Raw genomic sequence first — 20,409 nt, forward strand, 5'->3', positions numbered from 1 at the left:
GACCGTGTCCCCGAAGACCGTAGGGCACCCGGCCCCGCGCGACCACGGCGCACGGGGGCGGGGCGGCGCAGTCAGGAAAGCGCCCCCACCGGCACGTCGTAGGGCGAACCGTCGTTGACGGCGGCCGGGTCGAACGCGCCGGCCGCCGCGTACCGGGCGGCGATCTCCTCCAGTTCCCGCCGGGGAATCACCTCGTGGACGTCGGTGAAGCCCTCCGGGGCCCGCTGATGGGCCAGATTGATGACGACCTCCGGGCCGAGCTTCCGGTTGGCGCGCTGGAGCGCGGTCATGGCGGGCCTGCGGTCCGCCTCGTACGCCGCGAGCGCCACCGCCGGGTCGCGGTGCACGGCCAGGGAGTGGGCGAGGGCGCGGCCGTCGACGATGGACTGGGTGGCGCCGTTGGAGCCGATGGGGTACATGGCGTGGGCCGCGTCGCCGATCAGGGTCGTACGGCCGTGGGTCCAGCGGTCGAGGGGTTCACGGTCGACCATCGGGTACTCGAACGCTCCGTCGGCGGCCCTCAGGGTGTCGGGGACGCTGACGCCGTCGAACTCCCAGCCCTCGTAGTGGTGCAGGAACCGCTCCACCGGCACCGGCCGGTTCCAGTCGCCCCGCGAGAGCCGGGCGAGCCGCGACGCGTCGTCCACCGATTCCGCGGGCATCGCCAGGGCCCAGTTGACCAGCACCTCCCGGTGGGCGCCGGCCGGCTCGGTCATCGGGTAGACGACGGCCTTCTGGCGGTCGTCCCCCGCGATGATCATGGCCGAGCCGGCGCTGCCGGCCGGCATCCAGGAGGTGCCGCGCCACACCAGCATGCCGTTCCACGGCGGGGCGCCCTCGCCGGGGTTGAGGGCGGCGCGGACCGCCGAGCGAATGCCGTCGGCTCCGATCAGGAGATCCGGTTCGAGCGAGGCACGGCCGCGCAGCTCGCCGTCGCGGTGCTCCAGCTGGATGCGGGGGCGGCCGTCCGGAAGCATCTCCAGGCCGATGACCCGGACGCCGGTGACGAGGGCGCCGGGGCCGAGCCGTTCGCGTACGGCGTCCGCGAGGACCTCCTGGAGATGGCCGCGGTGGATCGAGAGCTGGGGCCAGCGGTAGCCGGCGCCCAGCCCGCGCGGTTCACCGGTGATGAGCGCGCCGGAGCGGTGGTAGTAGCGCAGCTCGCGGGTGCGCACGGCGCGGCTCTCCAGGCGCGGGAGCACACCGAGCGCGTCCAGTTCGCGGACGGCGTTGGGCATGATGTTGAGCCCGGCGCCGACCGGCTGGATCTCCCGGGCGGCCTCGACGACGGTGACGCGGTCGAAGCCCGCGGTGTGGAGGGCGAGGGCGGCGGTGAGCCCGGCGATGCCGCCGCCCGCGATGACGATGTGCCGGGACCGGTGTGCGGCATGGGGGGGCATGGTCTCCTCCTCAGGCGGCCGTGGGGCCGGCGCCGGACCGGGGCGTGGAGCGGCGCACCAGCGTCTCGTTGTCCCGGGTCAGGTCGAGTATCGAACGCAGCAGGACCACGGGGGCGCCTCCGCTGCCCTCGTCGTAGAGGCGTATGTCGTCGCTGTAGGCCTTGCGGGCGATGCCGAGGTGGCGGGCCCGGAAGGTCTTGAGGATGCGCAGCACCCGGGCCAGGGACGCGGCGGAGGCCGCCAGTTGCGGGGGCAGTCGGTGGACGGTCTCCCAGCTGATCGCGGCGGACAGCTTGGAGACGGCGGAGGTGCCGCCCGCGTGCCGGGCGTGGAAGGCACGCCAGCTCGGCAGGCTGTACTGGACCGATTCGGCGAGGAACGCGTCGTAGGCCGGGTTGGAGCGGTCGGACTGCCACAGCGTCAGATCGACGAGCCAGAGCGGCACCTGCGCGGCGGCCGGGCCGAGGTAGTCGCGCCCGGCCACGTCTATCTCCTCGAAGTAGGAGCGCAGGGTCTGCGCGAAGTACACCGGGGAGACATGGGCGACGGTGAAGTCGATCGAGTCGACCATCGACTGGACGTGGTGGGCGGTGCGGTCCAGCGTGAGGGCGAAGCCCGGGTCGTACGGTTCCAGCCTGGCGAGCTCGCCGCAGGTGTCGAGGGCGGCGACCAGACCGGGGAAGACCATCCGGACCGCCTCCTGGAGGTCGGCCTCCATGGGGTGCCCGGTGTACATCCGCTGGCGTCGGCCGAGCGGGTTCCAGGTGGTGTAGTGGTGCACGGTGTCGCGGGGCACCATGTCGGTGCGGCGGGCCAGTTCCTCCAGGACCGGCAGGACTTCGGGGACGGCGGCGACGGGCTGGGTACCGTGCCGTTTGAGCGAGCCGAGCAGCATGCCGAGGTCGCGCATCGCGGCGAGCGCGTCGACGACGCTCCACTCGGCGACACGGTCGAGGTCGGGCACGAGTGCGCGCAGGGCGACGGTGAGCGCCGCGACGTCGGCGTCACGGTTCATCGCGGGCAGCGCGGCGAGCAGGGCGTCGGCGCCGAGCGGGTCGGCCGCGCGGATCTCGGCGATGCGGTAGCGCGGGTCGCCGTGTGTATCGAGACCGGGCGCGACAAGGTCGTACAGGGTCAACGGAATGTCCCCCTCGGGCGAGGTTGGGCAGCGGGTGGATGCGGTCCGCTCAGCGGTTACCGCGGGTCGCCCACCCGGTCCGGGCGCGGTGGCGCCGTCGCGGGCCGGGGCAGGCGAAGCCGTACGGAGAGCAGGGCGGCCGCCCCGGCGAAGGCGGCGCCGACCAGCAGCGCCGTCCTGTAGCCGGTGGTCTCGGCGACCGCTCCGGCGGTCTCGGTACGGGCGGTGGCTACGGCCACCAGAACGGCCAGGCCGAGCACCGAGCCGAACTGCTGGCTGGTGTTGACGAGTCCGGAGGCGAGTCCGGTCTCCTCGGCGGTGGCTTCCGCCGTGGCGGCCACATTGGTGGTGACCATGACCAACGGCAGGGCGGCGCCGAGCACGAGGCTGGGCGCGAGGACTGTGGTGAAGAAGGTGCCGTCGGCGCGGAGCGCGAGGGCCAGCCAGAGGGTGCCGGCGAAGAGCAGCCCGAAACCGAGGGTCATGGTCCGGGTGAGACCGAGCCGGTGGATGATCCGGCCGGTCTGCGGAGCGACGGCGACGACGACCAGGGACAGCGGAAGCAGCCCGAGGCCGCCGGTCAGCGGGGAGTGGCCGAGCACGCGCTGCAGATAGAGGCTGACCAGGAAGAACATCGGGAACAGCGCCATCTGGGCGAGCGCGCTGAGGACGTTGGCCAGACGCAGCGCGGGCCGCTTGAGGACCGCGGGCGGCACCAGGGGCCGGGCGGTCCTCGTCTCCAGTACGGCGAAGACGGCGAGCAGGGCGAGTCCGGCGGCGCCGGTGACGAGGGTACGGGCGCCGGCCCAGCCGTTCTCGCCGGCGCCGACGAGGGCGTAGGCGATCAGGCCGAGGCCGCCGGTGACGGTGAGGGCGCCGCCCAGGTCGAAGCCCGCTCCGGCGCGGGCGGCGTCCTTGGCGCCCGCGGAGCCGCGGGGGAGCCTCCCCCCGTCGAGTACGCGCAGTGCCAGGGTGGCCAGGAGCAGCCCGACGAGCACATTGAGCCAGAAGGTGGAGCGCCAGCCGAGGACGTCGGTGAGGATGCCGCCGAGGACGGTGCCGACGACGCCGCCGAGTCCGCCCATGGCGGCGAACGCGCCGAGCGCCTTGTGCCGGGCGGGGCCGTCGGGGAAGAGCGTCAGCAGCAGCGCGAAGGCGGCCGCGCCGGCCAGTGCCGCTCCGACGCCCTGCGCGGCACGGGCGGCGACCAGCACACCGGCACTGGTCGCGAGACCACCGGCGGCGGAGGCGGCGCCGAGCAGCGTGAGCCCGGCGACGAACAGCCGCCGGTGGCCCAGCAGATCGGCGGTGCGCCCGCCGAGGAGCAGCAGCCCGCCGAAGGTGATCAGGTAGGCGTTGGCCACCCATGACAGTCCCGCCGAACCCGAGCCGAGGTCGTCGCCGATCGAGGGCAGCGCGACATTGATGATCGCGGTGTCCATGATCAGCAGCAGCTGGGTGGAGGCGAGCAGCCCGAGGGCCGCGCGCGGGGAGACCGTGGTCACCGGCCCGGCCCCAGGCTGTAACCGTCGAGGCACGCCTGGGCGAGGCTCTCGCAGTGCGCGCCCTCCCCCTCCCAGGCCTGCTGCATCAGATAGATGTGCGGGGCTCCGTGGTAGAAGCGCTCGTACTGCTCGTGGCGGCCGGCGAACTCCGAACCGAGCGCGTCCCAGGCGAGCTTGAGGAGCTTGACGCGGTTCTCGGCCGGGGTCCCGGGCGAGCGGATGTACTTCCTGATCAGCGGGCCGAGCTCGGGGTGCAGCAGGTCGTCGCCGGACGCGGGCAGCTGGATGACGCCGCCGCCGGCGAGGAGCTTGATCTCCTGGACGGCCTGCGGGTAGATCTCGCCGGCCATGATGCGCTGGGCGAAGGAGATGTCCTTGCCGGGCATGACACCGCCGTGGCCGCCGTCGACCTGCTGACAGGACGCCTCGGCTGCCAGGACGAAGGCCTTGGCCTGGGCGACCTTGCCGAGAAGACGACCGATGGCCTGGGTGACGGGCGGCAGTTGGTACGTGTTGTTCGCCTTGGTCAGCAGGATCGCGATGCCGGTGAGGAATTCGAGCTTGGTCCAGAAGCGGGTGGCCGCCTGGTGCACGAAGTTCAGATAGGCGGGCGTCTGCCACCACATCCGGAAGGACACGTCGACGTTGCGGTAGGCGAGGACGTTCTCCCAGGGGACGAAGACGTCGTCGCAGACGAGCAGCGCGTCGTTCTCGTCGAAACGCGAGGAGAGCGGGTTGTCGAAGACGCTGCGGGCCTGCGCCTCGTACGAGGTCCGGGAGATGAACTTCAGCCCCGGGGTGTCGATCGGCAGCGAGAAGCAGACGGCGTGCTCGACGTCCTGCGGGGCGAGCGGTTCGATGGTGCCGACGATCACCTCGTTGCCGAAGACGGCGGCGGTGCCGATCATCTTGGCGCCGCGCACCACGATCCCGCCGTCCTTCTCGGCGACGACCCGGACGATCAGGTCGTCCTCCTCCTGCTCGGAGGCTGATGCGGTCCGGTCGATCTGCGGGTTGGTGATGGTGAACGTCGGATACAGATCGCCCTCGGCGAGCCGCCGGTGGTAGGCGAGGGCGTTGCCGGCGCCGTCGAACGCGTCGGTGGTGAAGACCTGGGGCACCGCGGCGAAGCCGGCCGCCGCGCCCGCCATGTAGTCGGGTGTGCGTCCCAGGAAGCCGAAACTCGCCTCCGCCCACACCTTGTACGCGGCCCTGCGGGAGACCAGGTCCTGGTACGAACGCGGAACGGCGAACGCGCGGTGGACGCCTCCCTGGGTCAGCACCGGTGTGTGCTCGGAGTCGTGCGCGAGGTCGTACAGGTGGGCGATCGACGCGGCGGTGTTGCGGAACGCGGGGTGCCGTGTGACGTCCTTGATCCGCTCCCCGTCGAGCCATACCTCCCGCCCGTCGCGCAGCGACTCCAGATAATCCCGACCGGACCTCGTCACCAGTTCTCCTCATCCGTACGGCCACGCCCCGAGCCGAGCCTCTCCTCCCGTACCCACCTGCGGCAATGAACGTCCGTCCACTGGTCCTTAAGAACCGGCCAGTCCGGGTCAAGGCGGCGCGCCGGGGCATATTCCGTTTCGTCGGATCAGGCTGCGCTGGCGACGCTCGTGCGGTACTCACCCGGCGTCTTGCCGAACCATTTGCGGAACGCGAGATGGAAGCCCACCGAGCTCTGGTAGCCGACGCGCTGCGGCACGGCCGACTGGGGCAGCGAGGTCTCCCCCAGCAGCCGCGCCGCCTCCTGCATCCGGCGGCCGGTCAGATGACGGGCCGGAGCCTCGCCGACGAGCTCCCGGAAGGCGGCGGTGAACGCCGAGCGGGACATCCCGACCTCCTTGGCGAGCGAGTCGATGGTCCACGGCTCGGCGAACCGGGTCGCGATCGTCACCAGCGCCCGGCTGATCCCCGGGTGCCGCAGGACGGGCAGCGAGGCCGGGTTGTCGGTGAGCTCGCGCAGCAGCGGCCGCAGGGCGAGGACGAGCGCCATCTCGAAGGCGCGCAGCGTGATGAGCCGGTCCCCGGGCCCGATCGGCCGGTCCGGTGACGCCAGCAGGCGCAGTGTGTCGCGCAGCAGCGGCTCACGGTCGACCTGGGAGCCGTCCAGGACGAGCGCCCAGGGCAACGCCTGGTAGAGACCTGTGGCGGCGCTGGCGTCGTAGTGCAGGCCGGCGCAGAGCAGCCGGCTCCGCGGGCCGGTGCCCTCGATCCGGATTTCGCCGGAGGTGCCGGGCTGACGCTCCGGCAGTACGGCCTTCAGTGGTACGCCCTGGCGGTCGGGGCGGTCGGAGAGCCGGTGCGCGGTGCCGGTGGGAAAGACGATCAGGTCGCCGGCCCGCAGTTCGAGCGGGGTCTGCTCCTCTCCTGTGATCCAGCAGCCGCCCTCGACGATGTAGTGGAGGACGGCGCAGCTCTGTTCGGCGTCACCCTCGATGGCCCAGGGGGCGCTGACGTGCCAACGGCTGTCGAAGACTCCGGTGAGCCGGAGCGGCTTCAGCAGCTCACTGAGGAGGTCGTCGCTTTCGGTACCCACGGTGTCCATGGACGATCCTTCAACTTCCGCCCCGGTTTGTTAATTGATCGGCCAAAGCCGCCGCCATCAACCTGAGAAAGCCGTTGACGGCAGCAGCCACACCCTATCGAAGGGCACTTCAGACACATGTCCGATCACATTCCGATGCGCGTGGCGGTCGTGGGAGCGACCGGCTTCCAGGGCGGGGCCGTGGCCCGTCTGCTGGCCGAGCGGCACCACCGGATCCGTACGCTGACCCGGCGGCCCGACGGCGACCGGCCGCCGCTGCCGGGCGTCTCCTTCGTCGCGGGTGACCTGACCGACGCGGCGGACGTCCGGCGGCTCTTCGAGGGCGCGACGCACGCCATGGTGACGATGCCGCTGGTGTACGACACCGAGCGGGTGCGCCGGTACGCCCGGAACATCGCGCGGGCGGCGGCGGACGCGGGGATCCTGCGGCTCGTGTACAACACCAACACCCGGATCCCGCAGGAGCGGACCCGGATCACCGCGTTCGAGACCCGGCGGATCGCCGAGGAGGTCCTCCGGGAGAGCGGCGTTCCGCTCGTGGTGGTGCGGCCGCCGGTCTATCTGGACAACCTCTTCAGCCCGTGGAACGGTCCCGCCCTGGTCAATGAGGGCGTCCTCGCCTATCCACTGCCGGCGAGCGCCCCGACGGCCTGGCTCTCCCACCGCGACCTGGCGGAGGCGGTGTACGCGGCGCTGACGGGTGAGGGTCTCGACGGCCGTACGTTCGACATCGGCGGCGCGCACTCCCTGACCGGGACGGACCTCGCGGAGGCGTTCTCCCGGGGGCTGGGCCGGGAAGTGCGGTATCTCCCGCTGGAGCCCGCGGCGTTCGAGAAGGGGCTGGCCCAACTGCTCGGCGCGGAAGCCGCGGCCGGCGTCGCGGGGATCTACCACTACATGGCGACCGGCGCGGACCCGCTGCTGATGGCGGGCGACGACGGCGTCGCGGCGGACGTCCTGTCGGTGCGGCCCGCGCCGGTGGAGGAATGGGTGACGCGACAGCCGTGGCAGGTGTGGGGCAGCGATACGGAGGAGAGGGACGCGCAGCCGCAAGGCTGAATTCGGTCCACCCTCGTCCGGCCCCGCCACACTCAGGCGGGGCCGGACTTTTGTTCGGAGCGATTTCCGGACGCCCCACCGAAAACCCGCCGCCGCGGTCCGATCGTCTTGTGCGCTTCCCCACGCCCTAGTAGTACTGCGATCGCCGGGGGGCGACCACCGGACCCCCAGCCGGAAAACCCGCCTCGCGGGCCCGATCGTCTTGTGCGCTCCCCTACGCCCTAGTAGTTAACACAGCACCGGATTGCCCACCCGAAAACTGTGGGAAGGCTCACCCGGTACGCACACCCGAGTGCACGCCGTAGACCCGCTATCCGAGTGAACGCGGACAGGAGCGGCCATGCCCGCAGCCCGCCATCCGTCGACGGAGCAGCTACAAAGAGCGCACCCGCACCCCTTTGAGCAACCCCAGGTGATGCCGTGAAGTCGCTGATTGGTCGCATTCCCGTGCTCGACGTCCGCCCCCTGGTGGACTGCGGGCGAAGGCCCGCCAAGGCGGTGGCCGGAGAAACGTTCCAGGTCACCGCCACCGTTTTCCGTGAGGGCCATGACGCGGTCGCCGCCAATGTCGTCCTGTGCGATCCCTCGGGCCGCCCCGGGCCCTGGACTCCCATGCGGGAACTGGCCCCCGGCACCGACCGCTGGGGTGCCGACGTCACCCCGGACTCCCCCGGCCACTGGACGTACACGGTCGAGGCCTGGAGCGATCCGCTGGCCACCTGGCGCCACCACGCCGGGATCAAGATCCCGGCCGGGATCGACTCCGAGCTGGTCCTCGCCGAGGGCGCCGAACTCCATGAGCGCGCCGCCGCCGGGGTCCCGAAGAAGGACGGCCGGGAGGCCGTCCTTGCCGCCGTGGACGCGCTGCGCGACGAGCGGCGGCCCGCCGCCGCGAGGCTCGCGGCGGCCCTCGCACCGCAGGTCACCGAGGCCCTGACGCGTCATCCGCTGCGCGAACTGGTCAGCTCCAGCCCTTCCCTGCCGCTGCTCGTGGAGCGGGAGCGGGCGCTCTTCGGCTCCTGGTACGAGCTCTTCCCCCGCTCCGAGGGCGCCCGGCTGCGCAAACGGGGCGGCCCGGTCTCCGGGACTTTCCGTACGGCCGCCGAGCGGTTGCCGGCCATTGCCGCGATGGGCTTCGACGTCGTCTATCTCCCACCCATTCACCCCATTGGCACCACCCATCGCAAGGGCCCCAATAATTCACTGAAGCCCGGTCGGCACGATGTCGGCGTGCCATGGGCCATCGGCTCTCCCGAGGGCGGCCACGACGCGATCCACCCGGCCCTGGGCACCATTGAGGACTTCGACGCCTTCGTGGCCCGGGCCCGCGAACTGCGGCTGGAGATCGCTCTGGACTTCGCGCTCCAGTGCTCACCCGATCACCCGTGGGTGGAGAAGCACCCGGAGTGGTTCCACCACCGCGCCGACGGCAGCATCGCCTACGCCGAGAATCCGCCGAAGAAGTACCAGGACATCTATCCGATCGCCTTCGACAAGGATCTGGCCGGAATCGTTCAGGAGACCGTACGCATTCTGCGGTACTGGATGGACCACGGGGTACGCATCTTCCGTGTGGACAATCCCCACACGAAACCGGTCGTCTTCTGGGAGAAGGTGCTCGGGGAGATCAACCGGACCGACCCCGACGTGATTTTCCTGGCCGAGGCATTCACCCGGCCGGCGATGATGCACACCCTTGGCGCGGTCGGATTCCAGCAGTCGTACACCTACTTCACCTGGCGCACCACCAAGCACGAGCTGACCGAGTACCTCACGGAACTGTCCGGGGACGCCGCCGCCTACATGCGGCCCAACTTCTTCGTGAACACGCCCGACATCCTGCACGCCTACCTCCAGCACGGGGGCCGGCCCGCCTTCGAGGTGCGGTCGGTGCTCGCCGCGACCCTCTCCCCGACCTGGGGCGTCTACGCGGGCTTCGAGCTCTGCGAGAACACCCCCCTGCGCGAGGGCAGCGAGGAGTACCTGAACTCGGAGAAGTACGAACTGCGCCCGCGCGACTGGGAGTCCGCCGAGCGCGAGGGCCGCACGATCACCCCGCTGATCACCGCGCTCAACCGGATCAGGCGCCGCCACCCCGCCCTGCGGACCCTGCGGACCCTCCGTTTCCACCACGCGGACAACGACGCGGTGATCGCCTACAGCAAGCGGTCGGGTTCGAACACCGTTCTGGTGGTCGTCAACCTCGACCCGCACCACACCCAGGAGGCCACGGTCTCGTTGGACATGCCGGAACTCGGCCTGGAAGGACTTCAGGGGCACGAGACCGTTCCGGTGCGCGACGAGCTCACCGGCGAGACCTATCACTGGGGCAGGGCCAACTATGTGCGCCTGGAGCCGGGCGTCACGCCCGCGCACATCCTCGTCATCCGGGGGTCCGGAAGCCGCGCGGCGGAAGCCGCGGACGTCGCGGCACCGGACGAGTACAGCGCCCTGCGACCGTCCCCGCCGATCGGAGGGTCACCCACATCATGATCGTCAACGAACCCGTCCCCGACACCTTCGAGGACACCCCAGCCAAGGACCGCGACCCGGACTGGTTCAAACGAGCCGTCTTCTACGAGGTCCTGGTCCGGTCCTTCCAGGACAGTAATGGCGACGGGGTGGGCGACCTCAAGGGCATCACCGCCAAGCTGGACTATCTCCAGTGGCTGGGCGTGGACTGCCTCTGGCTGCCGCCGTTCTTCAAGTCCCCCTTGCGAGACGGTGGTTACGACGTCTCCGACTACACTGCCGTGCTGCCCGAGTTCGGCGATCTCGCCGACTTCGTGGAGTTCGTGGACGCGGCGCACCAGCGTGGCATGCGGGTGATCATCGACTTCGTGATGAACCACACCAGCGACCAGCACCCGTGGTTCCAGGAGTCCCGGGCCCACCCGGACGGGCCCTACGGCGACTACTACGTCTGGGCCGACGACGACAAGCAGTACGCGGACGCCCGGATCATCTTCGTCGACACGGAGACGTCCAACTGGACCTTCGACCCGATCCGCAAGCAGTACTTCTGGCACCGGTTCTTCTCGCACCAGCCCGACCTGAACTACGAGAACCCGGCGGTCCAGGAGGAGATCCTCTCCGCGCTGCGCTTCTGGCTGGACCTGGGCATCGACGGCTTCCGGCTGGACGCGGTGCCGTACCTCTACCAGGAGGAGGGGACGAACTGCGAGAACCTCCCCGCGGCGCACGCCTTCCTCAAGCGGGTCCGCAAGGAGATCGACGCCCACTACCCGGACACCGTGCTGCTGGCCGAGGCGAACCAGTGGCCGGAGGACGTGGTCGACTACTTCGGCGACTTCGCCTCCGGCGGCGACGAGTGCCACATGGCGTTCCACTTCCCGGTGATGCCGCGGATCTTCATGGCCGTCCGGCGCGAATCCCGCTACCCGGTCTCGGAGATCCTGGCGAAGACCCCGGAGATTCCGGCCAACTGTCAGTGGGGCATCTTCCTGCGCAACCACGACGAGCTGACGCTCGAGATGGTCACGGACGAAGAGCGCGACTACATGTACGCGGAGTACGCCAAGGACCCGAGGATGCGGGCCAACATCGGCATCCGGCGGCGGCTCGCCTCGCTGCTCGACAACGACCGCAACCAGATGGAGCTGTTCACCGCCCTCCTGCTGTCGCTCCCCGGCTCGCCGGTGCTCTACTACGGCGACGAGATCGGCATGGGCGACAACATCTGGCTCGGTGACCGGGACGCGGTACGGACACCGATGCAGTGGACGCCCGACCGGAACGCGGGCTTCTCCTCGTGCGACCCGGGCCGGTTGTACCTGCCGACCATCATGGACCCGGTCTACGGCTACCAGGTCACCAATGTCGAGGCGTCGATGGCCTCCCCGTCGTCGCTGCTGCACTGGTCACGGCAGATGATCCAGATCCGCAAGCAGAACAAGGCCTTCGGTCTGGGCACGTACACGGAACTCCCGTCGTCGAATCCGGCCGTGCTCGCGTTCCTCCGGGAGTACGGCGACGACCTGGTGCTGTGCGTGAACAACTTCTCGCGTTTCGCGCAGCCGACCGAACTGGATCTGCGGGCCTTCAACGGACTGCACCCGGTGGAACTGCTCGGCGGGGTACGGTTTCCGGCCATCGGTGAGTGGCCCTATCTGTTGACCCTTGCCGGTCACGGCTTCTACTGGTTCCGTCTCCGCCGGGAGACAAAGCCGAGTTGACCATGAATGCCCGGGGGTGGGGCGGTTTCCACCGCTCCTCCCTGGGCAGGGTCACCAGCACACCGCATCTGGTCCATCCGGACCGTCTTGTCGGGCCCATACGGACCTTCCCCGCCCGACACGTCCCGCACAGCCGGACAGTCAAGCCGCAATCCGGGACACTCTGCGCATTCCGAGCTGCGCCCGGGGAAAGGACGCGACGCCATGCCGGAGACCGCTTCCACCACCCGGGCCCCGGCCGCCCTCCTCCCGTCACTCGCGCCGCTGCTGCATGAATGGCTGCCCCGGCAGCGCTGGTTCGCGGGCAAGGGGCGGCCGGTGAACGGGTTCTCCCTCGTCTCGGCCACCGAGCTGCTGCCGGTGGACGGCGCGGGGCCGGGGCTGCTGCATCTGCTGGTACGGGTCCAGCAGCCCGGCCCGCCCTCACGGGCCGGGGCCGACTGCTACCAACTCCTCCTGGGCGTACGCACCGCGCTGCCGCCCAGGCTGGCGCCCGCGTTGATCGGCCGGGTCCACGAGGGCCCGCTGGCCGGCCGCACGATCTACGAAGGGCTGCGCGACCCGCGCCTCGCCGCGCTGCTCCTGGAGCGGCTGCGCACACCGGGCGCCCTCGGACCGCTGCGGTTCGCCCGCATCACCGAGCTCCCCGAGGGACTCGCGCCCCGGGTGCTGGACGCCGAGCAGTCCAACTCCTCGCTGGTGTACGGCGATGCGTACATCCTCAAGATCTTCCGCCGGGTCGGGCCGGGCGCCAACCCCGACCTCGAACTCCCGCTCGCGCTGGCCCGCGCGGGCTGCGGCCGGGTGCCGGCGCCCGTCGCCTGGTACGAGGCGGCAGAGGGACCCGAGCCGAGCACCCTGGGTGTGCTCCAGCCGTATCTGCGGGATTCCCGGGACGGCTGGCGGCTCGCTCTCGACGCCCTCACCGCCGGGCGGGAGTTCACCGCGGAGGCCCACGCGCTGGGGCGGGCCACCGCCGAGGTGCACACCGCGCTGGCCGAGGCGCTGCCCACCGAAACCCTCACCGAGGCCGGCACCGAGCAGCTGGTGGCCGCCATGTGCGAGCGTCTGGACGCGGCCGCGCAGGCGGTGCCCGCGCTCACGCCGTACGTCCCCGGGCTGCGCGCGGTGTTCGCAGAGGTCACCGCCAAGTCCGGGCCCGGGTTCGTCCAGCGGGTGCACGGCGATCTGCACCTGGGCCAGACCCTGTGCGCCACCGACGGCAGCTGGTCCGTCATCGACTTCGAGGGCGAACCGGCCAAGCCCGTGGCCGAGCGGCGCCGCCCCCACCCGCCAGTCCGCGACGTCGCCGGAATGCTCCGCTCCTTCGACTACGCGGCCCGCACGCACCACCCGTGGAACCCCGAGTGGGCGGCGCGCTGCCGGGAGGCGTACTGCGCCGGATACGCCGAGGCGTCCGGCACCGACCCGCGGGACGAACCTGCGCTGCTGCGCGCCTACGAGACCGACAAGGCGGTGTACGAGGTCGTGTACGAGGCACGGCACCGCCCCGACTGGCTGCCGGTGCCGATGGCGGCGATCCACCGCCTCGCCGGCCGCTCCTGAGACCGCCGCGCGCTCCGCGCGTCCCCCTCTCCCCGTTCACTCTCCAAGGAGGCCATCCCCCGTGACCGCCCGCCACCCGTCCCGCGAACCTGCCCGCCAGGTGTCGGACGAGCAGCCCTCCGCGCCCGTCCTGCCGCCTCCCGCGACGTCGCCGGAACCGGCACCGGCTCCGGCACCGGAACCGGCCAAGACGAAGCGAGCCGCCAAGGCGCCGGCCAAGACATCGGCCAAGGCCCCGGCGAGGGCTTCCACCAAGGCGTCGGCGAAGGCCCCCGCTCCCCGCAAGGGAGGCGGGCGGGGCGCCCGGCTCGCGCCACCCATCGAGTTCGGGGACCGGGCACGACTGCTCGCCGGTGAGCACTACGACCCGCACGCCGTGCTGGGCGCGCACTCGGTGCGCGGCGGGGTGGTGTTCCGGACGCTGCGGCCGTACGCCAAGGCGGTCACGGTGGTGGGCAAGGGGCTGCGGGCCGAGCTGTTCGACGAGGGCGACGGGTTCTTCGCCGCGCTGCTCCCGCTGCGCAAGGTCCCCCAGTACACGCTGCTGGTGCGTTACGACAAGGACGAGATCGAGGTCGGCGACCCGCACCGCTTCCTGCCCGCGCTCGGAGAGCTCGACCTGCATCTGATCGGCGAGGGTCGGCACGAGGAGCTGTGGACGGCGCTCGGCGCACGGCCGATGGTCCACGAGGGCGTGAGCGGGACCCGGTTCACCGTCTGGGCGCCCAACGCGCGCGGGGTGCGGGTGAGCGGCGACTTCAACTACTGGGACGGCACCTCGCTTCCGATGCGGTCGCTGGGCGCGACCGGGGTGTGGGAGCTGTTCGTGCCGGGCGTGGGCGACGGCGCGCTCTACAAGTACGACATCACCCGGCCGGACGGCTCGCACACGCTGCGCGCGGACCCGATGGCCCGGCGCGCCGAGGTGCCGCCGGCCACGGCGTCGATCGTCACCGACTCGCACCACGAGTGGGAGGACGGCCAGTGGATGGCGCGCCGCGGAGCGCATCCCCACCACGAGTCGCCCATCTCGGTCTACGAGGTGCACCTGCCGTCGTGGCGGCCGGGCCAGACCTACCGCCAGCTGGCGCAGCAGCTTCCCTCGTACGTGCGCGACCTGGGGTTCACCCATGTCGAGCTGATGCCGATCACCGAGCACCCGTTCGGCGGTTCGTGGGGCTACCAGGTCACCGGCTTCTACGCGCCGACGTCCCGGATGGGCTCACCGGACGACTTCAAGTACCTCATCGACGCGCTGCACAGGGCCGGTATCGGGGTCCTGATGGACTGGGTGCCGGCGCACTTCCCGCGTGACGACTGGGCGCTCGCGGAGTTCGACGGACGCCCGCTGTACGAGCACACGGATCCGCAGCGGGCCGCGCACCCGGACTGGGGCACCCTCGAATTCGACTACGGCCGCAAGGAGGTCCGGAACTTCCTTGTCGCCAATGCGGTGTACTGGTGCGAGGAGTTCCACATCGACGGGCTGCGGGTGGACGCGGTCGCCTCGATGCTCTACCTCGACTACTCGCGCGAGGAGGGCGAGTGGTCGCCGAACGAGCACGGCGGCCGGGAGAACCTGGACGCGGTCGCCTTCCTCCAGGAGATGAACGCCACGGTCTACCGGCGCTGCCCCGGGGTCGTCACGATCGCCGAGGAGTCCACGGCCTGGGACGGCGTGACCCGCCCCACCGACCAGGTCGGTTCCGGTGGCTTCGGCGGCCTCGGCTTCGGCATGAAGTGGAACATGGGCTGGATGCACGACTCGCTCGGCTATGTCTCCAAGGAGCCGGTGCACCGCAAGTACCACCACCACGAGATGACCTTCTCGATGGTGTACGCGTACAGCGAGAACTACGTTCTGCCGATCTCGCACGACGAGGTGGTGCACGGCAAGCGGTCACTGGTGTCCAAGATGCCCGGTGACTGGTGGCAGCAGCGCGCCAACCACCGCGCGTACCTGGGCTTCATGTGGGCACATCCGGGCAAGCAACTCCTCTTCATGGGCCAGGAGTTCGCCCAGGGTGCGGAATGGTCGGAGGGCCACGGCCCGGACTGGTGGCTGCTCGACCCGTCGTACGCGGCGGAGGCGGACCACCGGGGTGTGCGGGACCTGGTGCGCGACCTGAACACCGTGTACACGCGGACTCCCGCGCTCTGGCAGGGGGACACCGTCCCCGAGGGGTTCGCCTGGGTGGCCGGGGACGCCGTGGAGGACAATGTGTTCGCCTTCCTCCGCTTCGACACGGAGGGGGCTCCCCTGCTGGCGGTGAGCAACTTCTCGCCGGTGGTGCGCCACCACTACCGTCTGGGCGTGCCGGACGGGGTGGAGGCCTGGTCGGAGGTCCTCAACACGGACGCGGCCCGCTACGGCGGCGGCGACGTGGTGTGCCCGGACCCGCTGAAGGCGGAGTCGGTGGCCTCGCACGGGCGGTCGTCGAGCATCGAGCTGACGCTGCCCCCGCTGGCGACGGTGTGGCTGCGGCCGGCGTGACGGCTTCCTGACGTGAGCGGCCCCGTGCGCCGGCCGGCGCACGGGGCCGCTCTGCGTCGTCACTGCCGCGCTAGCGGGCGGCGTCCCCGGCCGGGGCGATGTGGACGATCCCGAGGCGCTGGGTCGCCCGGGTCAGTGCCACGTAGAGGTCGTTGACGGGCATCCGGTCCGGCTCGACGACGAGCACGGTGTCGAACTCCAGGCCCTTGGCCTCGCGCGGGTCGAGCAGGACGACGGGCCGGGAGAGGTCCAGCGGCCCGTCGGGCGCCAGGTCCGCGAGAGGGGCGTGCAGGTCGCGCGGGGCGATCACGGCGAGCCGGCCCTCCGTCGGTGCCTCCTCGAGGGCGAGTGCCGGTACCTCGCTCAGCGGGAGGGTCCGCTCCCACGGCCGCGCGCCCGTCGAGCGGATGGAACGCGGCGGCTCGAATCCCGGATCGTGGGCGCGGCGCCGCTCGGCGGCGTACTCCATGATCTCCGCGGGGGTGCGGTAGTTGACGCCGAGCCGCGTGAGTTCCCAGCGGTCCTCGACGTACGGGTGGAGGATCTGCTCCCACGAGCCGCACCCCGCCTCGTCCCCGGTCTGGGCCGGGTCGCCGACAAGGGTCATCGAGCGGGTGGGGATGCGGCGCATCAGCAGCCGCCACGCCATGGGCGACAGCTCCTGCGCCTCGTCGACGATGATGTGCCCGAACGCCCAGGTCCGGTCGGCGGCGGCGCGCTCGGCGGCGGTGCGGTGGTCGCTCTCCTCGTGCCGGTCGGCGAACCGTTCGGCGTCGATGACGTCGTGCGCGGCGAGGACCTCCGAGGCGTCCTTGTCGAGCTCCTCCTTGTCCTCGAACTCATAGGTGCGGGAGGCGTAGGAGACGTCCAGGACGCCCTGGGCGTAGGCGATCCGCTGCTGGCGTTCGGCCTCCTGGGCGGCGCGGGCGGCGGAGTCGTCCTCGCCGAGGAGCTCGGCGGCCTCGTCCAGCAGGGGCACGTCGGAGACGGTCCACGGGCCGCCGGTGCGGCGGATCGCCGCGGCGTCCTGGTCCGGCAGGTGGGAGGGTTCCTCGAGGAAGTCGGCGACGAAGTCCTGGGGGGTCAGCGCCGGCCACAGGGAATCGATCGCCGCGTGCACCTCGGCGCTGGCGGCCACGCCCTTGGCGAGCTGGGCGATGTCGTCGGGGCCGAGGAAGTTGGGGCCGCCGTAGGGGTCGGCGCCGATCCGGTCGGACAGCTGCTCGGCCAGTGCGTCGATGATCCGGAAGGCGAAGTACGGGCGGGCGAGGTTGTGCGGCAGTTCCGTCTCGCGCGCCTTGTGCCGGGCCTCCAGGGCCATGTCCCAGTCCAGGACCAGATCGCCGTCGTCGTGCGGGATCACCAGCGGGGCACCCCGCTCGGGCACCTGCTGCCGGTCCCGTACGGCGTCGGCGAGGGTCGACGCCATCTCCGCGCGGCCCTTGACGGCGGCGGCGCGGGGGCTGTCGGTGGCGGTGGCGTGCACGCCGGGGAACAGTTCGCCGACCGTGGAGAGGAGCACTCCGGTCTCGCCGAGCGAGGGCAGCACCTCGCCGATGTAGCCGAGGAAGGCGGGATTGGGCCCGACGACGAGGACGGCGCGGCGGGCCAGCAGCTCGCGCTGCGCGTACAGCAGGTAGGCGGCGCGGTGGAGGGCGACGGCGGTCTTCCCCGTTCCCGGTCCGCCCTCGACGACCAGGACGCCCTGGTGCGGGGCCCGGATGACGCGGTCCTGCTCGGCCTGGATGGTGCGCACGATGTCTCCCATCCGGCCGGTCCGGGCGGTGCTCAGCGCGGCGAGCAGGACCTCGTCCGCGTCCCGGGACTCGTAACCGGTGCGGGTCGTGTCGTCGAGGTCCATGATCTCGTCGTGCAGCGCGGTGACGGTGCGGCCCTGGGTGGTGATGTGGCGCCTTCTGCGCAGCCCCATCGGCTCGAATCCGGTGGCGAGGTAGAAAGGCCGCGCGACGGGCGCGCGCCAGTCGATGAGCAGGGGTGTCCGCTCGGCGTCGTCCCGCCGGATTCCAATTCGGCCGATGTGATGGGTGACTCCGTCGCGGTGGTCGATGCGACCGAAACACAGTCCGGAATCATTGGTGTTGAGCGCGGCGAGCGTGGCGGACTGCTCGATGACGGCGACATCCCGCTCCACGCGGGCCTGAAGACCGTTCCCGACCTGCTGGATCGACGTCTGGACGGCGGATTCGGCCTCGTCCCTGAGCGCGTCGAGACGCGCGTGGACGAGGGAGACGAATTGCTGTTCCCGCCGCAATTCCTCGCTTGACAATTCAGCTCCTGACGCGATACAGTGCCATTAGTTGATTCGGCCTTGCGCTTTCATGTGCGCATGGATGGAAACAACCAATATACGCAGAGAAATACCCCGGCCGTCAATTCGGATCCGGGGATTTTTTATGCGTACGCGCCCTGGGCGCGGCCCCGTGGGGCCGCGCCACGCATTGTCAGACGCGGTCGACGAGCACGTCCTCCAGCTCCTGGAGCAGCCGCCGCTTGGGCCGGGCGCCCACCATGGACTTCACCGGCTCGCCCGTGCGGAAGACCATGAGCGTCGGCATCGACAGCACGCCGTAGCGCGCCATGATCTCCGGGTTGGTGTCGACGTCGAGCTGCACCACCTTCAGCCGGTCCCGCTCCTCCCGCGCGACCGCGCTGAGGACCGGGGCGAGCTGGCGGCACGGCCCGCACCAGTCCGCGGTGAATTCCACCAGGACCGGGAGGTCCGCCCCCAGCACCTCCGCGTCGAAGTCCGCGTCCGTGACCGCGTCGACGCCCTCTATCCGGATCATCCGTTCATCCTCCGAGTTCGCACTTGGGTTCGGGGCCGGCCGGCAGCTCCGCCTCGGCCCTGAGAAGTTCCGCGCCGACCTGCGCGCGCACCGCCTGGAGCTGGTCGATGAGCCCGTCCAGCTCGGCGAGTTTGCGCCGGTACACGGCGAGCGAGGCGGGGCAGGCGTCCCCGGCCGGGTGGCCGGCGCGCAGACACTCGACGAACGGCCGGGTCTCCTCCAGCTCGAACCCGAAGTCCTGCAGGGTCCGGATCTGCTGGAGCAGCCGCAGGTCGTCCTCGTCGTAGGTGCGGTAGCCGTTGACCGTCCGCCGGGCGGGCAGGAGGCCACGGGACTCGTAGTACCGCAGAGTCCGCGTGGTCGTTCCGGCCCGCTCGGCAAGCTCGCCGATTCGCATGCCCCCGACCGTAATCCTTGACGTCGGGGTCAAGGCAACGCTCCGAACGCCGAGGAGACCCCGCCCTCACCTCAGCAGCGGGATCACCTGCTCCTCCTCATGGACGAAGTGGGCCTCCAGCTCGGCCTGGAGCCGGTCGAACTCCGCCCGGAGCGTGCCCGGTTCCACTTCGTCCAGTCGCGACAGCAGCGCCTGGAGCTCGTCCAGGACACGGGCGACCGTGCCGTGCTCCCGTCGCAGCCGCTCGAAGACATCCGCCTTGTGAGGGTGGGTACGGTCCAGACGGGAAGAGACCCGCGTCCTCACCACCGTGGTGGACCGCCAGCGCCGAACAGAACGTCAGGCAGTGCCTGCGCGGTTCGACGGTGAGGACCCGTTCCCGAGAACCTCGACGATGCTCGCCCAGTCGTCGGCGGCGTGCCCCCGCGCGATCGCCCGGTCGGCGACGGACGTCACGGCCTCCAGGTGGGACACGTCCAGACCGCGCTCCCGGGAGGCGTGGAGGACGTGCGCGACGCCCTCCCTCATCATCCCCAGGTTCGCCGCGTGGCCGGGGTACTCGCCCGCGTCGACGGCCTCGGCCCAGCCCTGTGCGAGGGGCGGCAGGATGTCCACGATGGTCTGCATGTACGGGACGAGCGCTCTCGCCGGCACCTTGTCGGCGGCGCCCAGCGCGAAGGCGTGGATGAGGCCGGTGATGGAGCCGTAGAAGAAGTCCAGCAGGGACAGGTCGTAGAGCGCGGCCAGCCCGTGGTCCTCGCCGACGAACGCGGCCCGGCCGCCGAGTGCCTTGAGGGTGGACTCGTACGCCTCGAAGGAGGCGCGTGAACCCGCGTAGAAGAGCAGCGCCTCCGGGGTGCCGACGGCCGGGGTCGGCACCATGACGGCACCGTCCAGATAGGCGATGGAGTGGGTGGCGGCCCAGGCGGCTGCGGTGCGTGCCCGCTCGGGGGTGTCCGAGGTGAGGTTCACCAGGACACGTCCCGCGAGGGCGCCGGCCAGCGGGTCGAGGATGGCCTGGGACGCCGCGAGGTCGACGACGCAGACGACGACGACCTCGCCCGCACGGACGGCCGCCTCGGCGTCGGCGGCGCGGACCGCGCCCCGGGCGACGAGGTCGTCCGCCCTGCCCGGCGAACGGTTCCAGACGGTGGTGGGGTGGCCGGCCGCGAGGAAGGCTCCGGCGAGGGCGCTGCCCATGGCACCGAGGCCGAGGACGGTCACGGGGGCCTTGGCTTCCGTGGTGGAAGGCGTGGTTGCTGGGGTGGATCGTGCGGTGGACATGGCCGCCATGCTTCT

15 protein-coding genes are annotated in these 20,409 nt (G+C 71.2%); 5 read left to right on the top strand and 10 right to left on the bottom strand.

Annotated elements, in window-relative coordinates; all coding sequences use genetic code 11:
• Nucleotides 1-71: 71 nt before the first annotated feature.
• From ACZ7J0_RS17505 to ACZ7J0_RS17525, 5 genes are all read right to left on the bottom strand, one after another.
• On the bottom strand, nucleotides 72-1,400 hold the full coding sequence (locus tag ACZ7J0_RS17505) for a flavin-dependent oxidoreductase (protein WP_470888235.1): 1,329 nt from the start codon (nucleotides 1,398-1,400) through the stop codon (nucleotides 72-74).
• 10 nt (nucleotides 1,401-1,410) lie between these two features.
• Complete coding sequence (locus ACZ7J0_RS17510) at nucleotides 1,411-2,538, bottom strand: monodechloroaminopyrrolnitrin synthase PrnB family protein (protein ID WP_470888237.1); 1,128 nt, start codon at nucleotides 2,536-2,538, stop codon at nucleotides 1,411-1,413.
• A 56-nt stretch (nucleotides 2,539-2,594) separates the two neighbouring features.
• Complete coding sequence (locus ACZ7J0_RS17515; protein ID WP_470888239.1) at nucleotides 2,595-4,043, bottom strand: MFS transporter; 1,449 nt, start codon at nucleotides 4,041-4,043, stop codon at nucleotides 2,595-2,597.
• Nucleotides 4,040-5,491 carry a 4-hydroxyphenylacetate 3-hydroxylase family protein gene (locus ACZ7J0_RS17520; RefSeq protein ID WP_470888241.1) on the bottom strand — a complete coding sequence of 484 codons (1,452 nt, stop codon included), beginning with the start codon at nucleotides 5,489-5,491 and terminating at the stop codon, nucleotides 4,040-4,042. Before ACZ7J0_RS17520 ends, ACZ7J0_RS17515 begins: the two co-directional genes overlap by 4 nt.
• Nucleotides 5,492-5,637: 146 nt before the next feature.
• Nucleotides 5,638-6,591 carry an AraC family transcriptional regulator gene (locus ACZ7J0_RS17525; RefSeq protein ID WP_470888243.1) on the bottom strand — a complete coding sequence of 318 codons (954 nt, stop codon included), beginning with the start codon at nucleotides 6,589-6,591 and terminating at the stop codon, nucleotides 5,638-5,640.
• Between the two features lie 117 nt (nucleotides 6,592-6,708).
• Between ACZ7J0_RS17525 and ACZ7J0_RS17530 the strand changes: the two genes are divergently transcribed.
• From ACZ7J0_RS17530 to glgB, 5 genes are all read left to right on the top strand, one after another.
• Nucleotides 6,709-7,650: an SDR family oxidoreductase gene (locus ACZ7J0_RS17530; protein ID WP_470888245.1), complete on the top strand. Its 942-nt coding sequence runs from the start codon at nucleotides 6,709-6,711 to the stop codon at nucleotides 7,648-7,650.
• Between the two features lie 429 nt (nucleotides 7,651-8,079).
• Nucleotides 8,080-10,143, top strand: a complete 2,064-nt coding sequence (locus ACZ7J0_RS17535) for an alpha-1,4-glucan--maltose-1-phosphate maltosyltransferase (protein WP_470888363.1) — start codon at nucleotides 8,080-8,082, stop codon at nucleotides 10,141-10,143.
• A complete protein-coding gene (gene treS / locus ACZ7J0_RS17540) occupies nucleotides 10,140-11,846 on the top strand; it encodes a maltose alpha-D-glucosyltransferase (RefSeq protein ID WP_470888246.1) in 1,707 nt (568 codons plus the stop codon). Before ACZ7J0_RS17535 ends, treS begins: the two co-directional genes overlap by 4 nt.
• A 204-nt stretch (nucleotides 11,847-12,050) precedes the next feature.
• Nucleotides 12,051-13,412, top strand: a complete 1,362-nt coding sequence (locus tag ACZ7J0_RS17545) for a maltokinase N-terminal cap-like domain-containing protein (RefSeq protein WP_470888248.1) — start codon at nucleotides 12,051-12,053, stop codon at nucleotides 13,410-13,412.
• 61 nt (nucleotides 13,413-13,473) lie between these two features.
• Nucleotides 13,474-15,906 carry a 1,4-alpha-glucan branching enzyme gene (glgB, locus tag ACZ7J0_RS17550; RefSeq protein ID WP_470888250.1) on the top strand — a complete coding sequence of 811 codons (2,433 nt, stop codon included), beginning with the start codon at nucleotides 13,474-13,476 and terminating at the stop codon, nucleotides 15,904-15,906.
• Between the two features lie 70 nt (nucleotides 15,907-15,976).
• Here glgB and ACZ7J0_RS17555 read toward each other — a convergent pair whose 3' ends face one another.
• The 5 genes from ACZ7J0_RS17555 to ACZ7J0_RS17575 form a co-directional block, all read right to left on the bottom strand.
• A complete protein-coding gene (locus ACZ7J0_RS17555; protein WP_470888252.1) occupies nucleotides 15,977-18,193 on the bottom strand; it encodes a HelD family protein in 2,217 nt (738 codons plus the stop codon).
• Nucleotides 18,194-18,368: 175 nt separating this feature from the next.
• Nucleotides 18,369-18,713 (bottom strand): thioredoxin, encoded by a 345-nt coding sequence (gene trxA / locus ACZ7J0_RS17560; protein WP_470888254.1) that lies wholly within the window; start codon nucleotides 18,711-18,713, stop codon nucleotides 18,369-18,371.
• Nucleotides 18,714-18,717: 4 nt separating this feature from the next.
• Nucleotides 18,718-19,110: a MerR family transcriptional regulator gene (locus tag ACZ7J0_RS17565; RefSeq protein ID WP_468706889.1), complete on the bottom strand. Its 393-nt coding sequence runs from the start codon at nucleotides 19,108-19,110 to the stop codon at nucleotides 18,718-18,720.
• A gap of 66 nt (nucleotides 19,111-19,176) precedes the next feature.
• On the bottom strand, nucleotides 19,177-19,416 hold the full coding sequence (locus ACZ7J0_RS17570; RefSeq protein ID WP_470888257.1) for a hemerythrin domain-containing protein: 240 nt from the start codon (nucleotides 19,414-19,416) through the stop codon (nucleotides 19,177-19,179).
• Between the two features lie 33 nt (nucleotides 19,417-19,449).
• A complete protein-coding gene (locus ACZ7J0_RS17575) occupies nucleotides 19,450-20,394 on the bottom strand; it encodes an NAD(P)-dependent oxidoreductase (RefSeq protein ID WP_470888258.1) in 945 nt (314 codons plus the stop codon).
• Nucleotides 20,395-20,409 lie beyond the last annotated feature (15 nt).

The organism is Streptomyces sp. NPDC038280, from assembly GCF_055600045.1.